Origin of the sequence: uncultured Enterovirga sp. (assembly GCF_964242715.1) — a bacterium.
In the GTDB taxonomy this organism is placed as follows: Bacteria; Pseudomonadota; Alphaproteobacteria; order Rhizobiales; family Beijerinckiaceae; genus Enterovirga.
Map to the genome: position 1 here is coordinate 17,119 of NZ_CAXTAZ010000036.1, position 20,096 is coordinate 37,214.

Genomic DNA, 20,096 nt, shown 5'->3' on the forward strand with positions numbered 1-20,096 from the left:
GCGTCCTTCGTGAAACGGAGGAGGGGAGGGGGCCGACGATCAGCTAGCCGAAGGCCCGGAGCGCCGGAGCGCTCCGGGCAGGGAGATCACTCGGCGGCGATGAGGTGCTCGGGCGCACCGACCTCGCCATCGACCGCGGTTAGGAAGGCGGGGAGACCCTCGTCGTCGGCGACCGCGTCCGTGCCGTCCGGGACAGCGGCGAGCGGCAAGCTGGGGGCATCCAGCCCCGGCGTGCGCAGCACCTCCGGCAGCCATCCGGTGCCGGCGAGGAGGCGCTCCGCCTCGCTCGCCATATCGTTCTTCTTGAGGTGATCGATGAGCTGGACGGCTGCAGGACCCTTGGCCTCGCGCACTGCCTCGAGAATGCGGGCCTTGGTGACTCGGCCGAGATAGCTCTCGGCCGTCGGCGCCCAGCCGGCCTCCACCATGTCGAGGCCGAGCGCTTCGGCCAGCCGATCCGCCTGAGGGAGCCGACCGGGAGAGCGGTTCCATGCCTCCTGCACCCCGTTGACCGTGAGCGCCGCGCAATAGGCGAACAGTGCCTGCCGGCTATCGTGATCGAAGCCGACGAGCGTGTCCCAGAGCGCGTCCGCTGCCTGCGGCATCTGCTCAGCCCAGGCCTGGTGACGTGCCGTCATGGCCTTCGCAGACGAAGTGTCGTTCAGCCCCGGCGCCTGCGTGGCGAAGCCCGTGCTCTTCGCGTCGATCTCCAGGCAGGAGCTGCTGCTAAAGCGGTAGAACGCTTTCAGGGCAAGCGCGTGAAGGACGGCCAAAAACGCGACCTGAGGATCGCCCGCGAGCGCGTCGCGCAGCGCCAGGGTGCGATGCGCGGTCAGCTCCGTCACCAGCCGCTCCGGCAAGGGTCGGAGGCCGTCTTCCTCCTCGGGAGCGGAAGCCGCCGGAGGGGGATCGCCAGCACCGTCCGGCGACGGAGGCTCGGCACCCGGCCCGGTCCCACCGTCGTCGTCCGACCGGTCAGTGGCGGCGTCAACTGACAACTCATCATCTGACCGCATCCAGCCACGGTCGATCACGACGGCTCCGCCGTAGCCGAGGCTGACGAACACGCCTGCTCGGGCGACCTCGTCCGGATCGAAGGTGCGAGGCCGGTCCTCGATGCGAGCAAGCGCCGTCTCGAGTTCGGCCAGGCGCGCGTCGACGTCGTCCGGCAGATCCTCGTTGGACCCGGCGTGCTCGGCCTCGAGACCATCGTATTCGGCGCGAAGCCTGTCGTGCTCAGCTTGCTCGGCCTCGCTCGGGGCCGCTTCGGTTGACGCGATGCGCCGGAGCCCGAAGGTGTGCCCGTAGGAGAAGTCGGGGGCGACCTCGATCCATTTCCAGCCTTCGCCGCGGACCGCTTCCGCCTGCGCGTCCAGCTTGTCGCGCACGAGGCGGTCCAGGAGCGCCGGATCGTCGAACCAGCCGCCACCATCCTGCTGGAACAGATCGCGCGCGAGCGCGCCGCCGGCGGCCTCGTACGCCTCCGCCCCGACGAAAACCGCCCGCTTGTCGCTCGCCTCCACGGCGTGCTCGGTCAGGAGCCGGCGGATCGCGTAGGGCTCGCGGCTGTGGCTGCGGGCCAGGGCGTCCCAGACCTGCTCCTGACGGGCATGGTCGCTCGTGACGCAGAACGCCATCAGCTGTTCAAGCGTGAGGGCGCCGCCGGCGTAGAGACCGAGGAGCTTCGGCGACGCGGCTGCGAGCTTGAGCCGCTGGCGCACGACCGCGGGCGTAACAAAGAAGCGGGCCCCGATCTCCTCGTCGCCGATCCCATGCTCGTTCCGGAGTGCCTGGAAAGCCCGGAACTGGTCGAGCGGGTGCAGGGCCTCGCGCATCGTGTTCTCGGCGAGCGAGTCCTCTTCGGCGACCCCGTCCGTGCGCACGATGCAGGGCACCTTGACGGTTGCATTCATCCGCTTCTGCTTGACGAGAAGCTTCAGCGCCTCGAAGCGGCGCCCGCCGGCCGGCACCGTGAAAGCGCCCGTCTCGTCGCCGTCGGCGTCGAGCACCGGGCGGACCGAGATGGACTGGAGCAGGCCGCGGCGGGCGATGTCCTCGGCCAGCTCCTCGATGGAAACGCCGGCCTTGATGCGGCGCACGTTCGCTTGGCTGAGGTGGAGCTTGTTCAGGGGTACATCCCGCACCCCGTTCAAAACGATCTTCGACATTTGGAGGTCTCCGCGACGGGCCGGACGAGAGGCTCTCTCTCGCCCTCCTGACCCGTCACGAAGCCTCGACTTGTCTCTCCCTCTCAGCCGGAGGGTTCGCTCGCCGGCTCCAGGTTGTGCACCTCGGCTCCGGCCTCCCGGTACGCCGCCGCCACGACCGCCAGGGGCGCGTAGGAAAGGGCGCCGAAGGGCGGCTCGCCCGGCGCCTCGCCGACCGCGATCATTGGGCCCCCGACCGCGAGCCGGCAGACCTCCTCGAACGGGACCTCGCGGCTGTCGATCACCGGCAGGCCGGCCGCGATGCAGGCCGCCTTCATCGGCTCGACGTCGTAGCCGGACAAGCGGCAGCCCCAACCATACCAGAGCATGAACCCGCCGCGGCCGATCGCGAGGTGACCGCCGACCGTCGCGAGCGCGCGAGCGATCCGATCGTCACTGTCGTGCTGAGGAGAGTGGCCGAGGTCAGCCTGACTTCCCCGAACGTTTCGCGAGTTCATCGCGCGACCTCCTGGACGGCCGCGGATCCAGCCGGGCTCTCCGCCTCCGGCGCGAATGACAGCAGGAGATCCGCGGCCTTCGAGGCAGCAGACGCTGCCCTCACGATCGCGCGGTCGTCTTCGCGCAGGACCTCGAGCCAGGAGCCCATGTAGTCGGCGTGACGTACGGTCGGCACGATCGCGAGCGCAGCGCACGCAAAGGCGGCCGTCATCTCGGCCACGAGCTCCTCCTGCGCATATCGCTTCGAGCCAAAGGTGCCCGACAAGTCGCGGCCGAGCCGGCTCGCGGCGCCCGACCAATGCCCGAGCTCATGGAGGGCGGTCCGGTGCCAGTCGATCGGCTCGTGGAACGCCTGGGGCGGCGGCACCCGAATAAGGTCGGACCGGAGGTCGTAGCAGGCGCGATCGCCGCCGATCCGCAGGTCGGCGCCGCTCGCCCGGATCAGCTGCTCGACCCGGGGCAGGACCAGGCACTCGGGGGAGGGCGATGCGTTCGATGCCGAGTCCTCCGGCAAGCCCTCGCACTGCTCCGTGTTGAATACCGTGAAGCGCTTCAGGAACGGAATGCCGCGGGGCGCGTCCCCGTCGAGCTTCGCCCTTCTCCGCTCGTCCTCCGGCGTGAACCGGTCTGCGTAGACGACCGTCGTCCCGCGCTCGCCCTTGCGGACGCTGCCGCCTAGCCCGAGCGCTTGTCGGAAGGTCAGCCAGGATTGCCCCGCGTAGCCGGCCTGGGCGACTGCGCCCCAGAGCAGCAGGATGTTGATCCCCGAATAGGCTCGGCCGGTCGACGCGTTGCGCGGCAGGCCGATGCCGGCGCCTCCGGGCCTGCCCCAGGGCTGCACCCACGGCACACGCCCGGCCTCGAGCTCGCCGATGATGCGGTCGGTGATCTCCCGGTAGAGGTTCGTGCGCGGCCCGGCCGGGATCTCATGGGCTGGACGGTCTTCGACTCTCGTCCTTCGCTTCGGGGCAGGGTGCTTCGCCATGGCGGTTCTCCGCGACGGGCGGGCAAGCTCTCTCTCGCCCTCCGACCCGTCGCGGCGGTCCCGCCACCTCTCTCGCTCTCCCGCCTGTGGACCGGCGTGGGCCCTGCCTCGCCAGCCCGGGAGGACGCCGCTAGGCTTTCGCCAGCCTCCGGCAGTCCCGATGTCTCACGAACACCTCCTCTGCCTCGACATCGAGACCGTGCCCGACTGGGACCTCGTGCCGGCCGATTGGCCGACAGACGAGTTCATCCGGAAGCCGATCTGGCACCGGGTCGTCGCGATCTCTTTTGTCGAGGCCCGGATCGAGCAGCCGCAGGACGGCGGCGAACGCTACGTCGTCGAGTGTTGCCGAAGCGGTGGCGAGGCTGGCTGGGATGAGCGCCGCCTCCTTCAGGCCTACTGGAAGCACTTCGCGAAGCGGCGCGCCCGGATCGTGACCTGGAACGGAAAAGGGTTCGACCTGCCCGTCCTTCGGCTCCGCGCCATGATGCACGGCATCCCGGCCGAAGCCTGGTTCACGCGTGGCAACAAGTGGGAGAACTACACCCAGCGCTACGCACCGGATTGGCATTGCGACCTCATGGAGCAACTCGCCGATTACGGCGCCTCGGCGAAGCTCGCCATGGATGACGTCGCGCTCGCGATGGGGTTGCCCGGCAGGCATGGGGCCGGGGTCGCCGGATGGTCGAGCGAGGCGAGCTCGATCAGGTGCGCGCCTATTGTGAAACGGACTGTCTGAACCTGTTCGCGCTCTACGTCCGCTGGGCCTTGCTGACCGGACGGCTCGACGCCGCAGGTCATGATGCCAGCCTGGCAACGCTGGTCCGGTGCCTCGAAGCCAACCGCGAGAGCAAGCCGCATCTCGGCGTGTTCCTCGACCGCTGGCGGGATTCGACCCGGCCGGCTCCGATGATGGTCTCGGAAACCCCTGATCCGGTGCGAGCGGTCGAGTGTCGCGAAGCCGTCACGGCCTGAGCCGGACCACAAGCAGCGGCAGTGCGTAAAGGCCGCCGCCGAACCGATGCAATGAGGGGCACGCCGGGTCTCGGTTGTGGGATGTCCAGATCTGGACTATGATCGCTTCTGGTCAGAGAGGGTCGATGTCTCAGCCGCTGAAAAGAGAAGAGGTCCCGCCCGGGCCCGCACGCCTGGATACGGCCACGTTCTCGACCGTGGGCCGCCGCCGGCTGAGCGCGCCGGGGCTCAGGACATTCCTGGCAATTGCCGACCTATGGGGCTTGACGGAGGAGCAGCGCCGCCTCGCTCTCGGCATGCCCCCTCGCTCGACGTTTCAGAGCTGGGTGAAGGCCGTCCGGGAGCATCGAGATGTGCTGCTTAACCTCGATGTGCTCACCCGCATCTCGGCCGTCCTCGGCATTCATCAGGCGCTCGGGATCCTGCATCGGACCGAGCAGGAGGGGCTGGCTTGGCTCCGCACGCCGCATAATGCCGTCGTGTTTGGGGGTCGGCCGCCGCTCGACCTCGTCACTGACGGCAGCCAGGACGCGCTCCTGACCGTACGCCGGTTCCTGGATGGCGCGCGGGGCAGCTTCTACATGGCGCCGAACGCCCTCGACCGGGACGCGACGCCCTACACGGACGCCGACCTCATTCTCTCGTGACGGACCGCTATGCCGACGCGCCACGGCCAGCCTATCAGCTTATCCCGTCGCGTTTCCCGCCGATAGGGTTATTCGACACTGTCGCGACAGCGGCGGACCTGAACGCGGTCATGGAGCTGGTGGGGTGGACGAACGACCGGCTCGTCACCCATCGGATCGCTCGGCTGCCCGAGCCGGAGTGGGTATACGGGCGCTCCAACGCCAGCATCGTCATGGCGTCGTTTCTACATGTCTCTCCGATGGGCATGCGGTTCAACGGCCCCGACCTCGGGGCGTGGTACGCCGCTGGCCGGGTCGAGACAGCGATCATCGAGGTCGCCCACCACCTTCGTCGCGAGGCGGTCGACGGGTCGGTCGCACGGATCGAGCGAACTTACCGCGCCTACACCTGCGCGCTCGCAGGCTCATACCTGGACATCAGCGGCGAGCAGACTGCTCGTCCTGAGCTCTACGCGTCGGACAGCTATGCTGCCTCTCAGACCTTCGGTGAGGCCGTCCGAGCCTCCGGCGGCCGAGGCATCATCTACGACAGCCTGCGGCACGCCGGAGGAGTCAACGTCATCGCTTACCGGCCGACGAACGTGCTCGACGTGACCCAGGCTGATCATTTCGAAGTTGGGGTCGAGGCCTCGTCGAAGCGCATTGAGGCGCGCAGACATACCCAGTGACATGGTCGATCAGGCTGCCCGAGAGCAGCAGGGGCCCTAATGGGAGGCCCGGCAGCAAGTGGCCGGAAGCTGCCGGTCTGCTTTGGAGCGTTGATTCTCAAGCAGCGGACCTTGCGTCGGGTGGCTGTCTGACGGTGCGAAAGCCGGGCACTAGCTGCGGCGAGAACTGAACCGGTATGCCGGCTTGACATTCCGGGAGGGTCCGTCTCGATTAACGGTCTGTTAACCATCAGCGCTAAACGTGGGGCGCCCTGCACTTGCGGATGGCGAGGAAGACGGCATGAGCGATGTTCCGCTAGCAGGGCACGACCGCGAGGCGGCTGCGCTCTCGGCCGCTACGCCACGATGGTCGTCCTCCCAGGCAAAGCCGCGCTCTGACGTTGGCACGATCCTGCTGCACTGGCTTGTGGCCATCGCCATGGTCGCGAGCCTCCTGACAGGACTGCGCATCTCGGCCGACGCCCCCAATGCGATCGTATCGAAGGCGCTCTCGCCGATCCTGCCGCAAGGCGAGATCTGGACCGTGCATTTCGTGGCGGGCTTGAGCCTGATGTTCGGCCTCACCGCCTATGTGATCTACATCGCCCGCAGCGGCCTTGCGGAGCGGAATGCGGCGCGCCGGATCAAGGCCGTCACCCTTCCGGGATCGAGCCCAGCCGCCCGGAAGGCCCGGTGGGGAGCGGTCAACATCGCGCTGCACTGGTTCATGTACGGCATTGTCGCCGTCATGACGGCGACCGGCATCGCGCTCTACCTCGGCTTCGGGGGCTGGATCGCGGCCATCCACGCCGCGTGCGCGCTGATTTCGCTCGCCTATATCTTCGTGCACATCACGACACACTTCCTGTACGGGGGCTGGAACCAGATCCTTCGCCTGTTCAAGCCGTCCCGTCTTGTCGGGAATGCCGCCCAACGACGGCCCCTTCTCGCCGCGACGCTTGTGTCACTCCCGGTCATCGTCGGCCTCGCCTATGCGGATGTCGCCTCCCGCTCCCGCCTAGCCATCGAGCCGGTCGCCACCTCCCCGGACCTCTCGCTGCGCCTGTCGGATCCCGCCTGGAAGACGGCGAGGCCCGTATTCGTGCGAACGATGCAGGGTTCGAACTTCGGGGGAACGGGGGAGACGACTATCGAGATCCGGGCCCTCCACGATACCGAAAACGTGTATTTCGCGATGCGGTGGTGGGATCCGAGCCGGTCGCTCCGCCGCGTGCCGATGATCAAGCGCGCGGACGGCTGGCATCTTCTCGACACAGCGGCCGATCGGGCCGACGTCGTCGACTATTACGAAGACAAGCTGGCGGTCATCTTCTCGGATTCGGACGCCTTCGGATCGGGCGGCTCGACCCACATGGGGCCGCGCCCCCTGGCCGATAGGCCGGCGCCCCTGAACGAGCGAGGCTACCACTACACGACGGACGGCAGCTACATCGACATGTGGCAGTGGAAGGCGTCCCGTGGCGGGATGCTCGGCTTCGTCGAGAACATGCATATCGGGCCGCCCACCGAACCGACGCCGGCCGAGATTGCCGTGAAGGGCCGCTATCAGGCCGGCTACTGGGGCGATCCGGGCGGCACCATGTACCGCTATAACTTCTCCTTCGAGGGACCGGGCGGCTACCGGGGCGTCGTGACGCCGTTGCGGCTGCCCAAGGACTGGCGCGCCACCGTCGCGGGTCTGGGTGCCTTCGATCCCAATCCCGATGCGGGCGTCGCGGCCGGATCGAAATGGTGGATGTTCGAGGCCGCGGACACCGTCCCGTACTCGGCGGAGCTGGATGCAACCGTCCCGGTCGGGACGGTCATGCCGGGCGTGCTGATCACCGGCGAGTACACGGGCGGGCGCGGGGGAATCTCGTCTTCCGCAGACTGGGCGGACAACCACTGGACGCTCGTTGCCAAGCGCAGGCTGAAGACGGGCAGCAAGTATGACAAGGATTTCACGCCGGGCAGCCGCTACTACCTGTGGGTTTCGGCCTTCGACCACACTCAGACGCGGCATACTCGCCACGTGCGTCCTGTCGAAGTGGTGTTCCGCTAAGGCTCGCCGGCAGCGTCGATGTCGACGACCACCATCGTGGTGAATGGCCGCGGCATCCGTGCACGGACCGGCCAGACAATCCTCGAAGCGGCGCTCGCGGCGCGGATCGTTATCCCGCACGATTGCGCCACGGGGCAATGTAATACTTGCCGGGTGCGGGTGTACGACGGGACGGTCGACGACCGCGGAACGCAACTCGGCGACAGCGTGCTTGCCTGCCGGTCGACCATTCTGGGTGAGGCCGTTATCGAGTACGACGAGGTGCCGGGCGAGGAGCGTCGGGTCGGCGCCGTTCTGTCGATCGAGGACCTGACTGCGGATATCGTCCAGGTCGTCATGGGGCTGGAGACCCGGCTTCTCTACCTTCCAGGCCAGTACGTGAAGGTGGAATTCCGCGGCTTTCCGGCCCGAGATTACAGCCCCACTCTGCGCCTGGACGGATCGGCCGATCTCACGGAAATCGTGCTCCAAATCCGACGAGAGGAGCGCGGCGTCGTGTCGACCGCCCTCGGGCTCGGGATTTCAGCCGGTCACCCGGTCAAGGTGCGCGGGCCTTTTGGCTCCGCGTATCATCGTCTTGGAACGAAAAGGCTCGTCCTCGTATCCACAGGCGTCGGCTTTGCTCCGATCTGGGCGATCGCACGGGCCTCGCGCCTGCGCGAACCAGGGCGAGCGCTGACCGTGATCGCGGGCGCTCGTCACGCGCACAACCTCTACATGCGGCCAGCGCTCGACTGGCTGAGCAGTCAGGGGGCAACCGTCATGTTGACCTGCAGTGGAGCGGACGACACGCCCGGTGTCTTGGCGGGACGCCCCACCCTCCACCTGCCGCGACTCACGCCGACCGATACGATTGTGGCTTGCGGTGCCCCGGGCATGGTGGCGAGCGTAGAGCTTCTGGCGGCAGCCGGCGGGGCAACCTGCTACTCTGACCCGTTTCTGCCGGCCAGGGCTCCGGCTTCGCTTCGCGACCGCCTGCTCGGGTTCTTCCGGCGTTGAGCCCCTGACCCCGCGTTTTTCTGCGTGTCAGCAACTCCCGATTAAACACGCCCATTCAAATACGAAGCCCGAACATGACGGGTTAAGTCCCTGACGACGGTAAGTCCCTAGATTCGTCATGCGGGAGTAGAAGCAATGACGTTCTGGCTCCGATTTCTGACAACCGTCGTGGGTGCGGCGCTGCTGACCGCATCGGCGAGCGCGGCGGAACTCGCAGTCGTCGGGACAGGGGACGGAGTCGAGCTGTTGCAAGCCGTCGGATCGGCCTTCAACGCTCAGCAATCCGACACGAAGATCGTCGTGCCGCCGAGCATCGGATCAGGCGGAGCGGTCGCGGCCGTCGGCGCCGAGCGGAACCAGCTCGGGCGTGTTGCCCGTCCGCTGACCGACGCGGAAAAAGCCCAGGGCCTCCAGGAAGCGCCGCTCGTGCGTATTCCGTCCGCTATCTTCGCTCATCCAGATGTTGGGGTCCGAGGTATCACGAGCCAGCAGCTTGCCGGGATATTCTCAGGCCGGGTCGAGAACTGGAAGGATGTCGGCGGAGCGGATCTTAAGGTCCGGGTCGTGCGACGTGAGGAAACAGACAGCACGTTAACCGTCCTGCGCAGCTCCATGTCGGGATGGAAAGACCTCACTCTTACAAATAAATCGAAGGTTGCCACTACGACCCAGGAGGCCGTCGAGGCGGTTAAGCGTGTCCCCGGGGCCGTAGGATTTGGACCCTATTCCCGTGCGATCGAGAACGGCGCGATCGTCTTGGCCATCGACGGCAAGGGACCTCATGCGGGCGACTACCCAAGCGCTGTGACGCTTTCCCTAATTTTCAAACGCGACAAGCTGGACGACGGCGCGCGCAGCTTCCTGAGTTTCGCCAAGTCGGACGCGGCCCGAAAGGCGCTGGCGACCCACGGCGGAATCCCGCTAACCCAATAGCCTTCCGTGAAACTGACGCGCTCCCTCGGCACGCGCCTGCTCTCCGCGACCCTTGCGACGGCATTTGTCACCCTTGCCGGGGTCGTCGGTCTCGTGGTTGTGCGAGCGAATCAAAACCTAAAGGAGCAGGCCTTCGAGGTCTCCCAGTGGTCGGAAGCGAGGCTTTCGGAGCGGTTGCACAGTGACGCGATGCTCGCGGCCGCGAGGCTCGACTCCCTGCGCGAGGATGTCGGCCGTCGCTTCGCTAGCCTGGTCGAGCGGGCAGACGTGTCTACGGCCATCTTCTCCGGGAACACCGTTGCGGTCGCGGAGCTTCTGCGACCTGCCCTCGCCTCAGCTGATCTGGAAGGCGCCATCGCATTCGACGCGGACCTCAAGGCCGTCAGTGCCGACACGGTCGATGCTAAGATCTTGGACGCCAACGGTGCGATACGGACGAGCCTTCTTTTTGAACCAGCTCGCAACATCATCGCCGAGAACGACCGGACAGCGCCTCGAGGATTTCTCCGATCGATGCCGCTCGATCCGGAACTCGCAGCCGCCCTAGCTGCCACCGAAGTCGGCGAAATGGCCGATATATTCGGTCAGCCCATATTCGGCGAGTTCGGCGAAGTGGCAGGGGTGATGCTCGGCTATCGGACGCTGAAGGCAAGGGAGCCAGTGCTCCAATCCTTCGCTCGTCTGAGCGGCCGGGACGTGCTCGTGTTTCAGGGTGCCCGTCTCGTCTCGTCGGCCGGCGCAATTTTTGGACGAGCGGAGTTGAGGGAGCGGGCGGGCTCGGAGCTGCGCTTCCTCGGCGCCGAGAAGGTCGCGCGCTGCGTGCCCTTGGGATCCGATTTGCGGCTTTGCGTGGCGGCTCCGGTCTCCGAACTGGAGCACCTGACCGAGAAAGTCGTGGGCATTGGCGAGGAGAACTCCCGCTCGCTTCTCACCACGCTTGCGGCTGCGGCACTTCTGGCGATGACGCTGTTCGGCCTGGTCACGCTCGCGGTGTCCCGACACATCACCCGACCGCTTGTCCGTATCACCGAGGTTGTCGTCGAGGTGGCACGGGGCAACTGGCGCACCGTCGTTCCCGAAACGTCGCGACCCGACGAGGTAGGTAGCATCGCCCGCGCGGTCTTGGTTCTCGAGCAATCCCTTGAAGAACGCGACCGGCTACGTGAGGACATCACGGTCCAGAATGAGCGGCTGAAGACAAACGAGATCGAGTTGCAAGAGCAGAATGCCCGGTTCGACGCTGCGCTCAGCAATATGTCCCAGGGCCTGTGCATGTTCGACGCCGAAGCACGGCTCAAGGTGTTCAATCCGCAGCTCCTGACAATCTACGGGCTCGCCGCTGACGCGCTGCAGGTCGGTATCTCGGCACAGACACAGCGCTGCCTGACGTTCGGATCCATAGCCCAGGACGGGCCGGCGCCTTCCGGGGCGCCGCAAGGATCCCAGATACGAAGCCTACCGGACGGCCGGATTATCCATGTGACGACCCAGCTCGTGGCGGATGGCGGCTGGGTCGAGACCCACGAAGACCAGACTGCGAGCCGGCTGGCGCAGGCCCGCATCGCGCATATGGCTATGTATGACAGCCTAACAGACCTGCCCAATCGCGCCCTATTCGGAGATCGCTTGGCCCAGGCTCACGCGTCTTGGCGGACTGCGCGGCGACCGTTCTCCATTCTTTGCCTGGATCTCGACGACTTCAAGGGCGTCAACGATACGCTAGGTCATGAGGCCGGCGACCACCTCCTGAAGTCGGTAGCGCAGCGCCTCCTCGCAAATGTTCCCCCGGGGTCGACCATCGCCCGTCTCGGCGGAGATGAGTTCGCCATCCTCCTGCACGACTTCGCGGATGGTGGGCTCGCCCTGGCGCAGAATCTCGTCGGGCTGCTCAAACAGCCTGTCCGCCTACAGAGCCAAACCGTTCTTTCCGCCGCCAGCATTGGCGTGGCCGCCTGCACGGACGATCATGAGGACCCGGACCAGCTTCTGCGAAATGCAGATCTCGCGCTGTACTCGGCCAAAGCCGAAGGGCGCGGCCGCTTCCGGATTTTCGATCCGGCGATGGAAACCCGCGCCCAGCATCGAAAATGGCTAGAACGGGAGCTCCGCGACGCGCTCTCGTTGGGTGTGATCAACGTCTACTACCAGCCTATCTACGACATCGAGGCCAAGAGTATCTCCGGCTTCGAAGCGCTGTCCCGCTGGACCCATGCCGAAATCGGGCCAATCTCTCCAGGCGAGTTCATCCCCGTAGCCGAGGAAGTCGGGCTCATGGACAGGCTGGGAGAGTACGTCCTAGGCCGCGCTTGCTCCGAGGCGGCTGCCTGGCCTGTCCCCGCGAAGGTCGCCGTTAACATCTCGGCCGTCCAGATCCGCAACCCGAACTTTTGCGACACAGTCGAGGGAGTGCTCGCCCGGACGGGGTTGCCGAGCAGCCGACTGGAGCTTGAGGTGACGGAGTCAGTCGTTCTGGGAGACGACCCTCAGGTTCTTGGAAAGCTGCACAGATTACGCGCGCTTGGCGTGCGGTTCTCGATGGACGATTTCGGCACAGGGTATTCCTCACTGAGTTCCTTACGCTCGTTCCCGTTCGACAAGATCAAGCTCGATCAATCGTTCGTTCGTGACGTTCTGGAGCGCGAGGATTGCGCCACGATCGTGCGAGTGGTGGCCGATCTCGGCCGCAGCCTTCGAATGACTACGACGGCCGAGGGCGTCGAGCAGGTGCAGCAGCTCACGGCACTGAAAGCAGCAGGCTTCGCCGAAGCTCAGGGGTACTTGTTCAGCCCAGCCGTTCCGAACGAGCAGGCCGTCCGCATGCTCGACCGCCCATTCGCGCTTCTCCGGGCTGCGTGATCCCCGATTGCGGCTAGCAAGCAACCGAACTCGCATTTTAGACCGAAGCGGAATGCTGACCTACTCGGGCGAACTCGGTCGGAAGCACACCGTGCTGCCTTGCACTCGGAAGGGCTGCTTCGGAGCACACGACCCGCCTGGGCTGAAACCGAGATGGGCGCTGTCCGGCCAACCTCGTTGGGTCAGGGGCTCCTCGGCTTCAGCTTCGAAGAGCCCCACCCATCAGATCTCGGTACCCTCGGCGAGGGCGAGCGCGTCCTCGACGTCGACGCCGAGGTACCGCACGGTGCTCTCGATCTTCGTGTGGCCGAGAAGGATCTGAACGGCTCGCAAGTTGCCGGTTTGCTTGTAGATGATCGACGCCTTGGTTCGTCGCAGCGAATGGGTTCCGTAATCCTCCCGGCGCAATCCGATCCCGGTTACCCACTCGTCCACCAGGCGCGCATACTGCCGGGTGCTAATGTGGGCGGCGTGGTCGATCCGGCTCGGGAAGACAAATTCGTCGAGCGTGCCGCCTCGACGTTCAACCCAAGCGAGGAAGCTGGCCCGAGCGGGCTCCAGAAGCTCGAACTGAAAGGGGCGGCCGGTCTTCCGCTGGACAACGATTGCTCGAGAGCGAACCCGACCTCCGCTGGTGAGGTCGCCGATCCTGATTCTGACGATGTCACAGCCGCGGAGCTTGCTGTCCATTGCGAGATCGAACATTGCTCGGTCGCGGAGCCGGCGTTCGCGAGTGACGCAAGCCTTGAGGCGTTCGCCTCAAGCGTTCGAGGCCCCTTGGGGATCCGGCTCGCGCAGCCGAGAGCAGATCTTTTCAGGAATGGTCTGCATGCCACCGGCACGCTGTCGCGGAATGTCCGCTCGGTTAGCGCGGTTCCTCGCCTCATGTTGCCATCGGCACGAGCGCCCTTGCCGTATCGGTGAGTGCGCTCGGCAATGTCGGTGCTCACTGGCGGGCCGGACACGTAAAATCGCGCTGCGCTGCGGTATTTGCGGGTGCGGGCGTGCTTGGCGCTGCGGCCGGCTCGACGGCGGCAAAAGCGCTCGACGGTGAAAAGCTCCTCGCCCTGTTCGGAATCGTCATGGTCATCGTTGGGGTGCTCATGCTGCGGCGGCGAGAGGCCGCCGGCGATCCGGACGTCCGCCTTTCCAGCGAGACGGCACGAGAGCTGTTGCCGCCGCTGCTCGCAATTGGTTTCGGCGTCGGCCTCTTCTCGGGTTTCTTCGGCATCGGCAGCGGCTTCCTCATCGTGCCTGGCCTCATCCTCGCGACGGGCATGCCGTTGATCTTCGCATCGGCACATCGCTGGTGGCCGTCGCAACCTTCGGCGCGGCGACGGCCGCGAGCTACGCCGTCTCGGGTCTCATCGACTGGCCTCTTGCGGCCCTCTTCGTGGCGGGCGGCACCGCGGGCGGAGTTGCAGGGGTTTCGCTCGGCAAGGTGCTGGCGACGCGGAAGCAGGCCTTGGGCCGCGTCTTCGCAGTCCTCGTGATCGTCGTCGGTCTCTACATCGTATCGCGCGGCGTCATCGCGCTTACCGCCTGAGGAGGAGCACCGAGCATGGCTGATCGAGACCCACCGATGCGCCCCCTCGTCGAAGGGTTCTTCGAGAAGCGCACGTCGAGCATCCAGTACGTCGTCGCCGATCCCGACACCAAGAGCTGCGCCATCATCGATCCGGTGCTGGACTTCGACCCGAATTCCGGCGCCACGGCGACGTACTCGGCCGACGAGCTGCTGAGCTGTATCGATGACCAGGGTTGGAAGCTTCAGTGGATCCTCGACACCCATCCGCACGCGGACCACTTCTCGGCAGCCGGCTATCTGAAGGACAGGACAGGCGTGGCGACCGCGATCGGTGAGAGGGTCGTCCAGGTCCAGAAGCTCTGGCAAGGCATCTACAACGTTTCGGACGGCTGCCCAGCGGACGGATGGCAATGGGACCGGCTCTTTGCCGATGGCGAACGGTTCAAGATCGGCAACATTGACGCGGAGGTGCTGTTCGCCCCCGGCCACACCCTGGCATCCATCACCTACTTGGTCGGCGACGCGGCCTTCATCCACGACACAATCTTCATGCCGGACGGCGGAACGGCACGCGCCGATTTCCCCGGCGGCAGCGCTCGCGCGCTCTGGAAGAGCATACAACGCCTCATGGCGCTCCCCGACGAGACGCGCCTGTTCACAGGTCACGACTACTGCCCGGGCGGCCGGAAGCCTGCCTGGGAAAGCACAGTGGCCCAGCAGAGGGCGGAGAACAGCCATCTCACAAAGGCAAAGAATGAGGAGGAGTTCGTTGCGCTCCGCGAAGCACGCGACCGAGACCTGCCCATGCCAAAGCTGATCCTGCATTCGCTACAGGTGAACATCCGCGGTGGCCGGCTGCCTGAGCCGGAGAATAACGGTAAGCGCTATCTCAAGATTCCCCTCGACGCTCTGGAAGGGGCGCCTTGGGGCTGAAGGCAGGAGGATACAGATGCAGCAGAAGAGCGCGAAGGACCTGGTGGCGGAAGCGGGCCGGGAGGTGGAGACCCTCTCGGGCGAGGACGCCGTGAAGCTCGTTGGGCAGCCAGGCGTGGTGTTCGTCGACGTGCGCGAGGGCGAGGAACTGCAGAAGACAGGCAAGCTGAAGGGCGCAGTTCACGTGCCCCGCGGTTTTCTGGAGTTCCAAGCCGACCCGACCAGCCCGACGCACAAGCCCGAGCTGGGGGCCAACAAGAAGCTGGTGCTTTATTGCGGGTCCGGCAACCGCTCGGCTCTTGGTGCGCAGACGCTCAAGGATATGGGCATCACCAATGTGGCCCATGTCGCCGGCGGGTTTCCGGCACTTCAGCAAGCCGGCGGCACTACCGAGCCGTGAGCCTCTACACGGATCACATCCTGCCGCATCTCTTGAACTTGGCGATGGGGCACAAGGATCTAGCCGCTTACCGGAGCCGGGTCATTTCGGCCCGGGGCCGCACCCTCGAGATTGGCATTGGTACACCGAACTGAAGGCGGCAGTGGCCCTTTCGGAACAGTCGCGGCATGTGGCGGCGGACGCCATTCCAACGCCCGGCCGCTTAGAACTCCGAGATCAGGTCGCGGTTGCCCAGGCGACCAGTCGCGGTTCTCGGGCGATGTCTTTCGAACGGCAGCTGCCGTTAGCGGACCTCCGTGACCAACGTAGAAGCGGCTCGCTCCTCGGCCTAGGAGCTGGACCAAGCTCCGGCAGACCGCGATTGGATCGTCCTCGTACGGAGGCTTCCGCGCGTGGCCCAGACGCGCGATGCCGCCGAGGAAGGAGATGCCGCCGACTGCGAGGTCGCCGGCGAGGACGTCGCCGTTCGGCAACAGCGCCGAAACCGAGCCGGCGGTGTGCCCCGGCGTGTGAAGGACCACGCCGCCGGGCACGCCATAGGAATTCAACGCGAAGTCGCGCTCGATCACGAGGTCGGGCTCGCACGGCTCGGCCCGTCGCCCGGGAACGCCCGTGAGGTCGAACAGCCGCCCGCCCCAGCCGGTTGGTGGCCGCGGGCCGCCTTCCCCTCGACGCAGCCACTCGGCGTCGAGGGCAAGCCGCACGTCATCGACGGACCTTTTCGCATGACGGCGAACAACATGGAGGTGCTGCTCGCCGCGGCGATGCGCGGGAATGGCGTCGCCTACGGCCCGAGCTTCGTGTTCGACGCGCATCTCGCGGCCGGCGATCTCGTCGTGCTGCTGCCGGAACACCGGACGCGGGACCTTGCGGTCTACGCGGTCTACGCGGTCTACCCGACCAACCGTCACGTGCCGCTAAAGCTGCGGACGTTCGTCGATTACCTGGCCGCGAGCTTGGACCGCAAGAACGTCCCAAGCCAATCACGCCGTGAGGACGGAAGTCGCTGGAACGGCAGCTTACAGGCACCACGTTAAACGCGCCCAACGACGCGAATGGGCGCAAATCGGCCGCGACATAACCATCCCAAGCGGCTTAGGCGGAGTCTCGCGGCCGGCTGGACCCCTTCGGTTCGGGGCAGGGCGCCTAGCCACGGGCGGTTGTCCGCGACAAGTCGGCGTGTACATGCTTCTCGCGTCGGCCACTCACTTATTCTCGCGGTCACCGTCTACGTCTTGAGCTGTCCGACGGGACACCCGCGACTTCCTGCCGTGGCCGCTCTCGCTTACCGCTGCAGCAACGACGTCGGCTCGACCTGCAGCACCTCCGCCAGCTTCTCGAGCGTGTCGACCGTGGGCGCGTTCTCTTCGCGCTCGATCATCCCGACGTAGTTTCGGTTCGGCGCCGCGATCCGAGCCGGCGAACAGGGAGTTCTTGCGCTCGACGGCGACACCGCGAAGGGCTCGCGCGGCCGGGTTGTTATCGAGCGCGATGCGGCCATCGTCGAAGACTCGGGTCAGCGCCGGCCATCGCGCCAGCATGTAGCGGAAGGCGCCGGCCAGCTCGGAGCGGCCGGAGAGCTGTGGAAGGGTCAGCTCAGAACCTTAGGGCCGCTGTGACAGGTGTCAGGAGCGACGGCCAACGATGATTACCTCGGCGGGCCGGGGCGCGTTGGACGAGGATACATCGTGAGATCGAGGAGATGATCGTCCCCGGGAGTCGCATGTCTGCCGGGATGTCCAACTCGGGTAAATCACCGTGAGCGCCAAGTCCGCTCTTTCGCTCTTCGCCTGACTGCCGACTCCGAGAGCGGCAGGACCAGGGACGGCGGCTGTTGTGGACGGCGATCGGCGGCGTGGTGGCCGGTCTCGTCGCCTTCCCGCTGGTCGCGTTTCCGATCGCGCGGGCGCTGCCCTTCGGCTCGCTGCCCGACAGCCTCGCATCCTCGGCGCTCGGCGAGGACCGTTGGAACGCCGGCATGGGGCTCATGATGCGGGCGAACCCGGCCAAGTGGAACGGCCTCGTCGAGGGCTATAACGTCGCCCGGGCGGGAGGCGACGATCTCAAGGGCTACCACGAGGCGGCCGCGAAGGCAGGCAAAGATCAACGTTGCGCTATCACGGTGCGCGCGCCGGCAGTTCCGCCGGCGCGGTGAGAGGGTCCACGCTCCGACTCCCTTGTGCCAATGAAGCGGAGGACAAGAATTACAGCCGAGGCGGGCAGTACCGCCTCGGTCCGTGCGAAGCCAACGGTCGGGCTGGGCCAGCGCACCAACGACAACACGTCAAGGATGAGGCGACTGTCTTCGGGCGGAGCGGAGCGTCCGGGGACGGTCGATCACGGGTGAGTCCTCGATCCGGGCCATCACGCCGATCAGACGGGTTCCGCTTCCGGACCGAGCCCGTACAATCGGGCAAACGCGCCCTCGTTCGCAAGCAATTCGTCGGGCGTTCCGTCCTGCACGAGTCGACCCTCTTCGAGGACCAGCACGCGATCGGCCATTCGGATGCTGGCGAGGTGATGGGCGATGATTAAAACGGTCGTCTCCCCGGGAAGACGCGCGAGCGAGGCGCGAACTGTGAGTCCGGTGATGCCGTCGAGCGCGTTTGTGGCCTCGTCGAGGATGAGAAGGTCCGGCTCCCTCGCAAGGGCGCGCGCGAGACCGAGCCGCTGCTGCTGGCCGCCCGACAGGCGCTCGCCGCGAAAGCCGATCTCCGTGCCGTAGCCTTCGGATAGGGCGTCGATGAAGGCGTTCGCAGCCGCGGCCTCCGCAGCCCGCCGGATCGCCTCGTCCGCTGCCCCGGTCCGCCCATATGCGATGTTCTCGGCGAGTGTCCCGGATACGAGGTCCGCGCCTTGGCCGGCCAGCGCTACGCGGGAGCGCCATTCGGATATATCGAGCGTCACGAGATCCTGTCCGTCCACGAGGATCGCCCCGCGCTGTGGCCGATAAAGGCCGAGCAGCAGGTTGACCAGCGTGCTCTTGCCCGCCCCCGAACGACCGACGAGGGCTACTGTGCTGCCGCGGCGGATCTCGAAGCCGATACCGTCGAGCGCCGGGCGGGCGCTGCTACCATGGCGGAAGGAAACGTCCCGAAACGCGATGCCACGCCGCAGCGGTGGGCAGGGTCGCGTCGACACGCCGGAATGCGCATCGGGCAAGGCAAGCAGGTGCGTAACGTTGCGAACCGCCGCAGCGAAGCCCGCCATCCGGAGACGGTGCGCCCCGATCGCGCGGATCGGCCCTTGCATGCGATAGAGCAGGATCAAGAACGCTAGCGTCGCCGCGGCGTCGAGGTCGAGCGCGCGTCCGAGCAGCAGAGCGCCGACGAAAATCGGGATGTAGACGATTTCGAGAAGCGGGATGGTGGCGGAGGTCAACATCTCGGAGGCGAAGGTCCGTCGCCGGACTTCATCGGAGCCCCTCTCATATCGAGCCTGCTCGATCTCCTCTCGTCCGAACACGCGCACGATGCGCAGGCCGTGCGCAATTTCAAGGCATTGCGCGGCGAGCCGCACGTGGCCTTCGGTGATAAGATCTCCGAGACGGCGGCTGTGTGCCGTCAGCAGATTCGTCGACAGCGCAGTAATGCCGACCGCCAGAAGGGTCGCGAGCGATAGCTTCCACGAGAGAAAAGCTAGCACCAGCGCAAAGATCAAGACGGTACAAGCCTGCGTGACGATGGCGAGCATCGAGGTGATGAGTTCCGTCGCGCGCCAAACATCCGCAGAAACGGTCTCGAGGAGCCGTGCCGGCCCGATCGCGGTAAGGTCGGCAAAATCGCCACGCAGAATGCGGCCGACGAGTCGACGACGCAGGTCGTGGCTGACCCTCGTGCTCAGCCACGATGCGAAGGCTGAACTCGCGAACGTGATCCCGGCTCGCAACAGCACGAGTGCGATGATCGAGCCGCCGATCGCGATGGCGCGCTGCCCTGACGAGACCCCGGGCGCGCTCTCCGCCAGCCATCTCGCGAGCCGGCCTTCGTGCTCCCCGGTTCCGCCCGAGGTGAGCAGGTTGAAGAGGGGGATAAGCAGGCCGATACCGAGCCCCTCCAACCCGGACGCAAAGAGGCCGAGCAGCCCAAAGAGCGCGAGCAACCTCCAGCCCAGGCCCGTGTAGCTGAGGAGCTGACGGAACGCGGCGACCGCTCCTACATATGTTCCGGGTGGATCGACTTGGCGCTGCTCGGCGTGCATCATGTGCTCCTCCCAAGCGACTGCGACGCACCGCCCGAGGCCGGGACGAATGCACGATCTGCCGCGGAAGGTCACGCCGGGTGACGACCCGAGTAACGGAGGCCCTATTCCGAGGCGCAACATCGCGCCGGTGATCAACCGGGGCCGGAGCAGGCTTGTCGCGAACTCTCGCGATGATGCGGGGTGGGACGCGGCCCGAAGCCTTGAACAGAGTTCTCGGGTGCCGAAAGATAGCTTGACGTCGCGGGCTTCGCCGTGGCCATAG

Annotated in this window: 16 protein-coding genes and 4 pseudogenes; 13 read left to right on the forward strand and 7 right to left on the reverse strand. The window is 66.3% G+C overall.

What is annotated here, in order from left to right; genetic code table 11:
- Nucleotides 1-86: 86 nt before the first annotated feature.
- The 3 genes from ACFE87_RS16820 to ACFE87_RS16830 all read right to left on the reverse strand — a co-directional run bounded on the left by ACFE87_RS16820 (nucleotide 87) and on the right by ACFE87_RS16830 (nucleotide 3,651).
- On the reverse strand, nucleotides 87-2,168 hold the full coding sequence (locus ACFE87_RS16820) for a ParB/RepB/Spo0J family partition protein (protein ID WP_375460801.1): 2,082 nt from the start codon (nucleotides 2,166-2,168) through the stop codon (nucleotides 87-89).
- An 83-nt stretch (nucleotides 2,169-2,251) separates the two neighbouring features.
- The gene (locus tag ACFE87_RS16825) at nucleotides 2,252-2,665 is read right to left on the reverse strand and encodes a hypothetical protein (protein ID WP_375460802.1); all 414 of its coding nucleotides are present in this window, start codon (nucleotides 2,663-2,665) and stop codon (nucleotides 2,252-2,254) included.
- Nucleotides 2,662-3,651 (reverse strand): ArdC family protein, encoded by a 990-nt coding sequence (locus ACFE87_RS16830; protein ID WP_375460803.1) that lies wholly within the window; start codon nucleotides 3,649-3,651, stop codon nucleotides 2,662-2,664. Before ACFE87_RS16830 ends, ACFE87_RS16825 begins: the two co-directional genes overlap by 4 nt.
- A 160-nt stretch (nucleotides 3,652-3,811) precedes the next feature.
- On the opposite strand from ACFE87_RS16830, the gene ACFE87_RS16835 reads away from it, so the two are divergent.
- From ACFE87_RS16835 to ACFE87_RS16870, 8 genes are all read left to right on the forward strand, one after another.
- On the forward strand, nucleotides 3,812-4,390 hold the full coding sequence (locus tag ACFE87_RS16835) for a hypothetical protein (RefSeq protein ID WP_375460804.1): 579 nt from the start codon (nucleotides 3,812-3,814) through the stop codon (nucleotides 4,388-4,390).
- Nucleotides 4,360-4,626: a hypothetical protein gene (locus ACFE87_RS16840; RefSeq protein ID WP_375460805.1), complete on the forward strand. Its 267-nt coding sequence runs from the start codon at nucleotides 4,360-4,362 to the stop codon at nucleotides 4,624-4,626. The genes ACFE87_RS16835 and ACFE87_RS16840 overlap by 31 nt, the downstream gene beginning before the upstream one ends.
- A gap of 125 nt (nucleotides 4,627-4,751) precedes the next feature.
- On the forward strand, nucleotides 4,752-5,273 hold the full coding sequence (locus ACFE87_RS16845) for an antitoxin Xre-like helix-turn-helix domain-containing protein (RefSeq protein WP_375460806.1): 522 nt from the start codon (nucleotides 4,752-4,754) through the stop codon (nucleotides 5,271-5,273).
- Nucleotides 5,270-5,941 (forward strand): RES family NAD+ phosphorylase, encoded by a 672-nt coding sequence (locus tag ACFE87_RS16850; RefSeq protein WP_375460807.1) that lies wholly within the window; start codon nucleotides 5,270-5,272, stop codon nucleotides 5,939-5,941. Before ACFE87_RS16845 ends, ACFE87_RS16850 begins: the two co-directional genes overlap by 4 nt.
- 280 nt (nucleotides 5,942-6,221) lie before the next feature.
- A complete protein-coding gene (locus ACFE87_RS16855; RefSeq protein WP_375460808.1) occupies nucleotides 6,222-7,982 on the forward strand; it encodes an ethylbenzene dehydrogenase-related protein in 1,761 nt (586 codons plus the stop codon).
- An 18-nt stretch (nucleotides 7,983-8,000) separates the two neighbouring features.
- Nucleotides 8,001-8,981, forward strand: coding sequence for a 2Fe-2S iron-sulfur cluster-binding protein (locus ACFE87_RS16860; RefSeq protein ID WP_375460809.1), 981 nt, complete (start codon nucleotides 8,001-8,003; stop codon nucleotides 8,979-8,981).
- 135 nt (nucleotides 8,982-9,116) lie between these two features.
- Entirely contained in the window at nucleotides 9,117-9,914 is a 798-nt protein-coding gene (locus ACFE87_RS16865; RefSeq protein ID WP_375460810.1) for a PstS family phosphate ABC transporter substrate-binding protein, read from the forward strand.
- A gap of 6 nt (nucleotides 9,915-9,920) precedes the next feature.
- Entirely contained in the window at nucleotides 9,921-12,770 is a 2,850-nt protein-coding gene (locus ACFE87_RS16870) for an EAL domain-containing protein (protein ID WP_375460811.1), read from the forward strand.
- A 222-nt stretch (nucleotides 12,771-12,992) separates the two neighbouring features.
- Here the strand turns inward: ACFE87_RS16870 and ACFE87_RS16875 are convergent.
- Nucleotides 12,993-13,502 (reverse strand): annotated as a pseudogene (locus ACFE87_RS16875) (tyrosine-type recombinase/integrase); the annotation flags it as partial.
- Between the two features lie 143 nt (nucleotides 13,503-13,645).
- Here ACFE87_RS16875 and ACFE87_RS16880 point away from each other — a divergent pair.
- The 4 genes and pseudogenes from ACFE87_RS16880 to ACFE87_RS16895 form a co-directional block, all read left to right on the forward strand.
- Nucleotides 13,646-14,316 (forward strand): annotated as a pseudogene (locus ACFE87_RS16880) (sulfite exporter TauE/SafE family protein); the annotation flags it as partial.
- A gap of 15 nt (nucleotides 14,317-14,331) precedes the next feature.
- Complete coding sequence (locus ACFE87_RS16885; RefSeq protein WP_375460812.1) at nucleotides 14,332-15,231, forward strand: MBL fold metallo-hydrolase; 900 nt, start codon at nucleotides 14,332-14,334, stop codon at nucleotides 15,229-15,231.
- Nucleotides 15,232-15,247: 16 nt separating this feature from the next.
- A complete protein-coding gene (locus ACFE87_RS16890; protein ID WP_375460813.1) occupies nucleotides 15,248-15,631 on the forward strand; it encodes a rhodanese-like domain-containing protein in 384 nt (127 codons plus the stop codon).
- Between the two features lie 392 nt (nucleotides 15,632-16,023).
- Nucleotides 16,024-16,668 carry a LysR substrate-binding domain-containing protein gene (locus ACFE87_RS16895; protein ID WP_375460814.1) on the forward strand — a complete coding sequence of 215 codons (645 nt, stop codon included), beginning with the start codon at nucleotides 16,024-16,026 and terminating at the stop codon, nucleotides 16,666-16,668.
- Nucleotides 16,669-16,916: 248 nt separating this feature from the next.
- On the opposite strand, the gene ACFE87_RS16900 is transcribed toward ACFE87_RS16895, so the two are convergent.
- The gene (locus ACFE87_RS16900) at nucleotides 16,917-17,084 is read right to left on the reverse strand and encodes a helix-turn-helix domain-containing protein (RefSeq protein ID WP_375460834.1); all 168 of its coding nucleotides are present in this window, start codon (nucleotides 17,082-17,084) and stop codon (nucleotides 16,917-16,919) included.
- 4 nt (nucleotides 17,085-17,088) lie between these two features.
- A pseudogene (locus tag ACFE87_RS16905) lies at nucleotides 17,089-17,172 on the reverse strand (transposase); the annotation flags it as partial.
- A 275-nt stretch (nucleotides 17,173-17,447) separates the two neighbouring features.
- Between ACFE87_RS16905 and ACFE87_RS16910 the strand changes: the two are divergent.
- Nucleotides 17,448-17,786, forward strand: a pseudogene (locus ACFE87_RS16910) (DUF6118 family protein); the annotation flags it as partial.
- A 218-nt stretch (nucleotides 17,787-18,004) separates the two neighbouring features.
- On the opposite strand, the gene ACFE87_RS16915 reads toward ACFE87_RS16910, so the two are convergent.
- Nucleotides 18,005-19,834, reverse strand: a complete 1,830-nt coding sequence (locus tag ACFE87_RS16915; RefSeq protein WP_375460815.1) for an ABC transporter ATP-binding protein — start codon at nucleotides 19,832-19,834, stop codon at nucleotides 18,005-18,007.
- Nucleotides 19,835-20,096 lie beyond the last annotated feature (262 nt).

Bases quoted from the DNA above. Each gene is read 5' to 3' on its own strand.
- ACFE87_RS16820 (WP_375460801.1), bottom strand. From the start codon at position 2,168: ATGTCGAAGATCGTTTTGAACGGGGTGCGGGATGTACCCCTGAACAAG.
- ACFE87_RS16825 (WP_375460802.1), bottom strand. From the start codon at position 2,665: ATGAACTCGCGAAACGTTCGGGGAAGTCAGGCTGACCTCGGCCACTCT.
- ACFE87_RS16830 (WP_375460803.1), bottom strand. From the start codon at position 3,651: ATGGCGAAGCACCCTGCCCCGAAGCGAAGGACGAGAGTCGAAGACCGT.
- ACFE87_RS16835 (WP_375460804.1), top strand. From the start codon at position 3,812: ATGTCTCACGAACACCTCCTCTGCCTCGACATCGAGACCGTGCCCGAC.
- ACFE87_RS16845 (WP_375460806.1), top strand. From the start codon at position 4,752: ATGTCTCAGCCGCTGAAAAGAGAAGAGGTCCCGCCCGGGCCCGCACGC.
- ACFE87_RS16855 (WP_375460808.1), top strand. From the start codon at position 6,222: ATGAGCGATGTTCCGCTAGCAGGGCACGACCGCGAGGCGGCTGCGCTC.
- ACFE87_RS16860 (WP_375460809.1), top strand. From the start codon at position 8,001: ATGTCGACGACCACCATCGTGGTGAATGGCCGCGGCATCCGTGCACGG.
- ACFE87_RS16865 (WP_375460810.1), top strand. From the start codon at position 9,117: ATGACGTTCTGGCTCCGATTTCTGACAACCGTCGTGGGTGCGGCGCTG.
- ACFE87_RS16885 (WP_375460812.1), top strand. From the start codon at position 14,332: ATGGCTGATCGAGACCCACCGATGCGCCCCCTCGTCGAAGGGTTCTTC.
- ACFE87_RS16890 (WP_375460813.1), top strand. From the start codon at position 15,248: ATGCAGCAGAAGAGCGCGAAGGACCTGGTGGCGGAAGCGGGCCGGGAG.
- ACFE87_RS16915 (WP_375460815.1), bottom strand. From the start codon at position 19,834: ATGATGCACGCCGAGCAGCGCCAAGTCGATCCACCCGGAACATATGTA.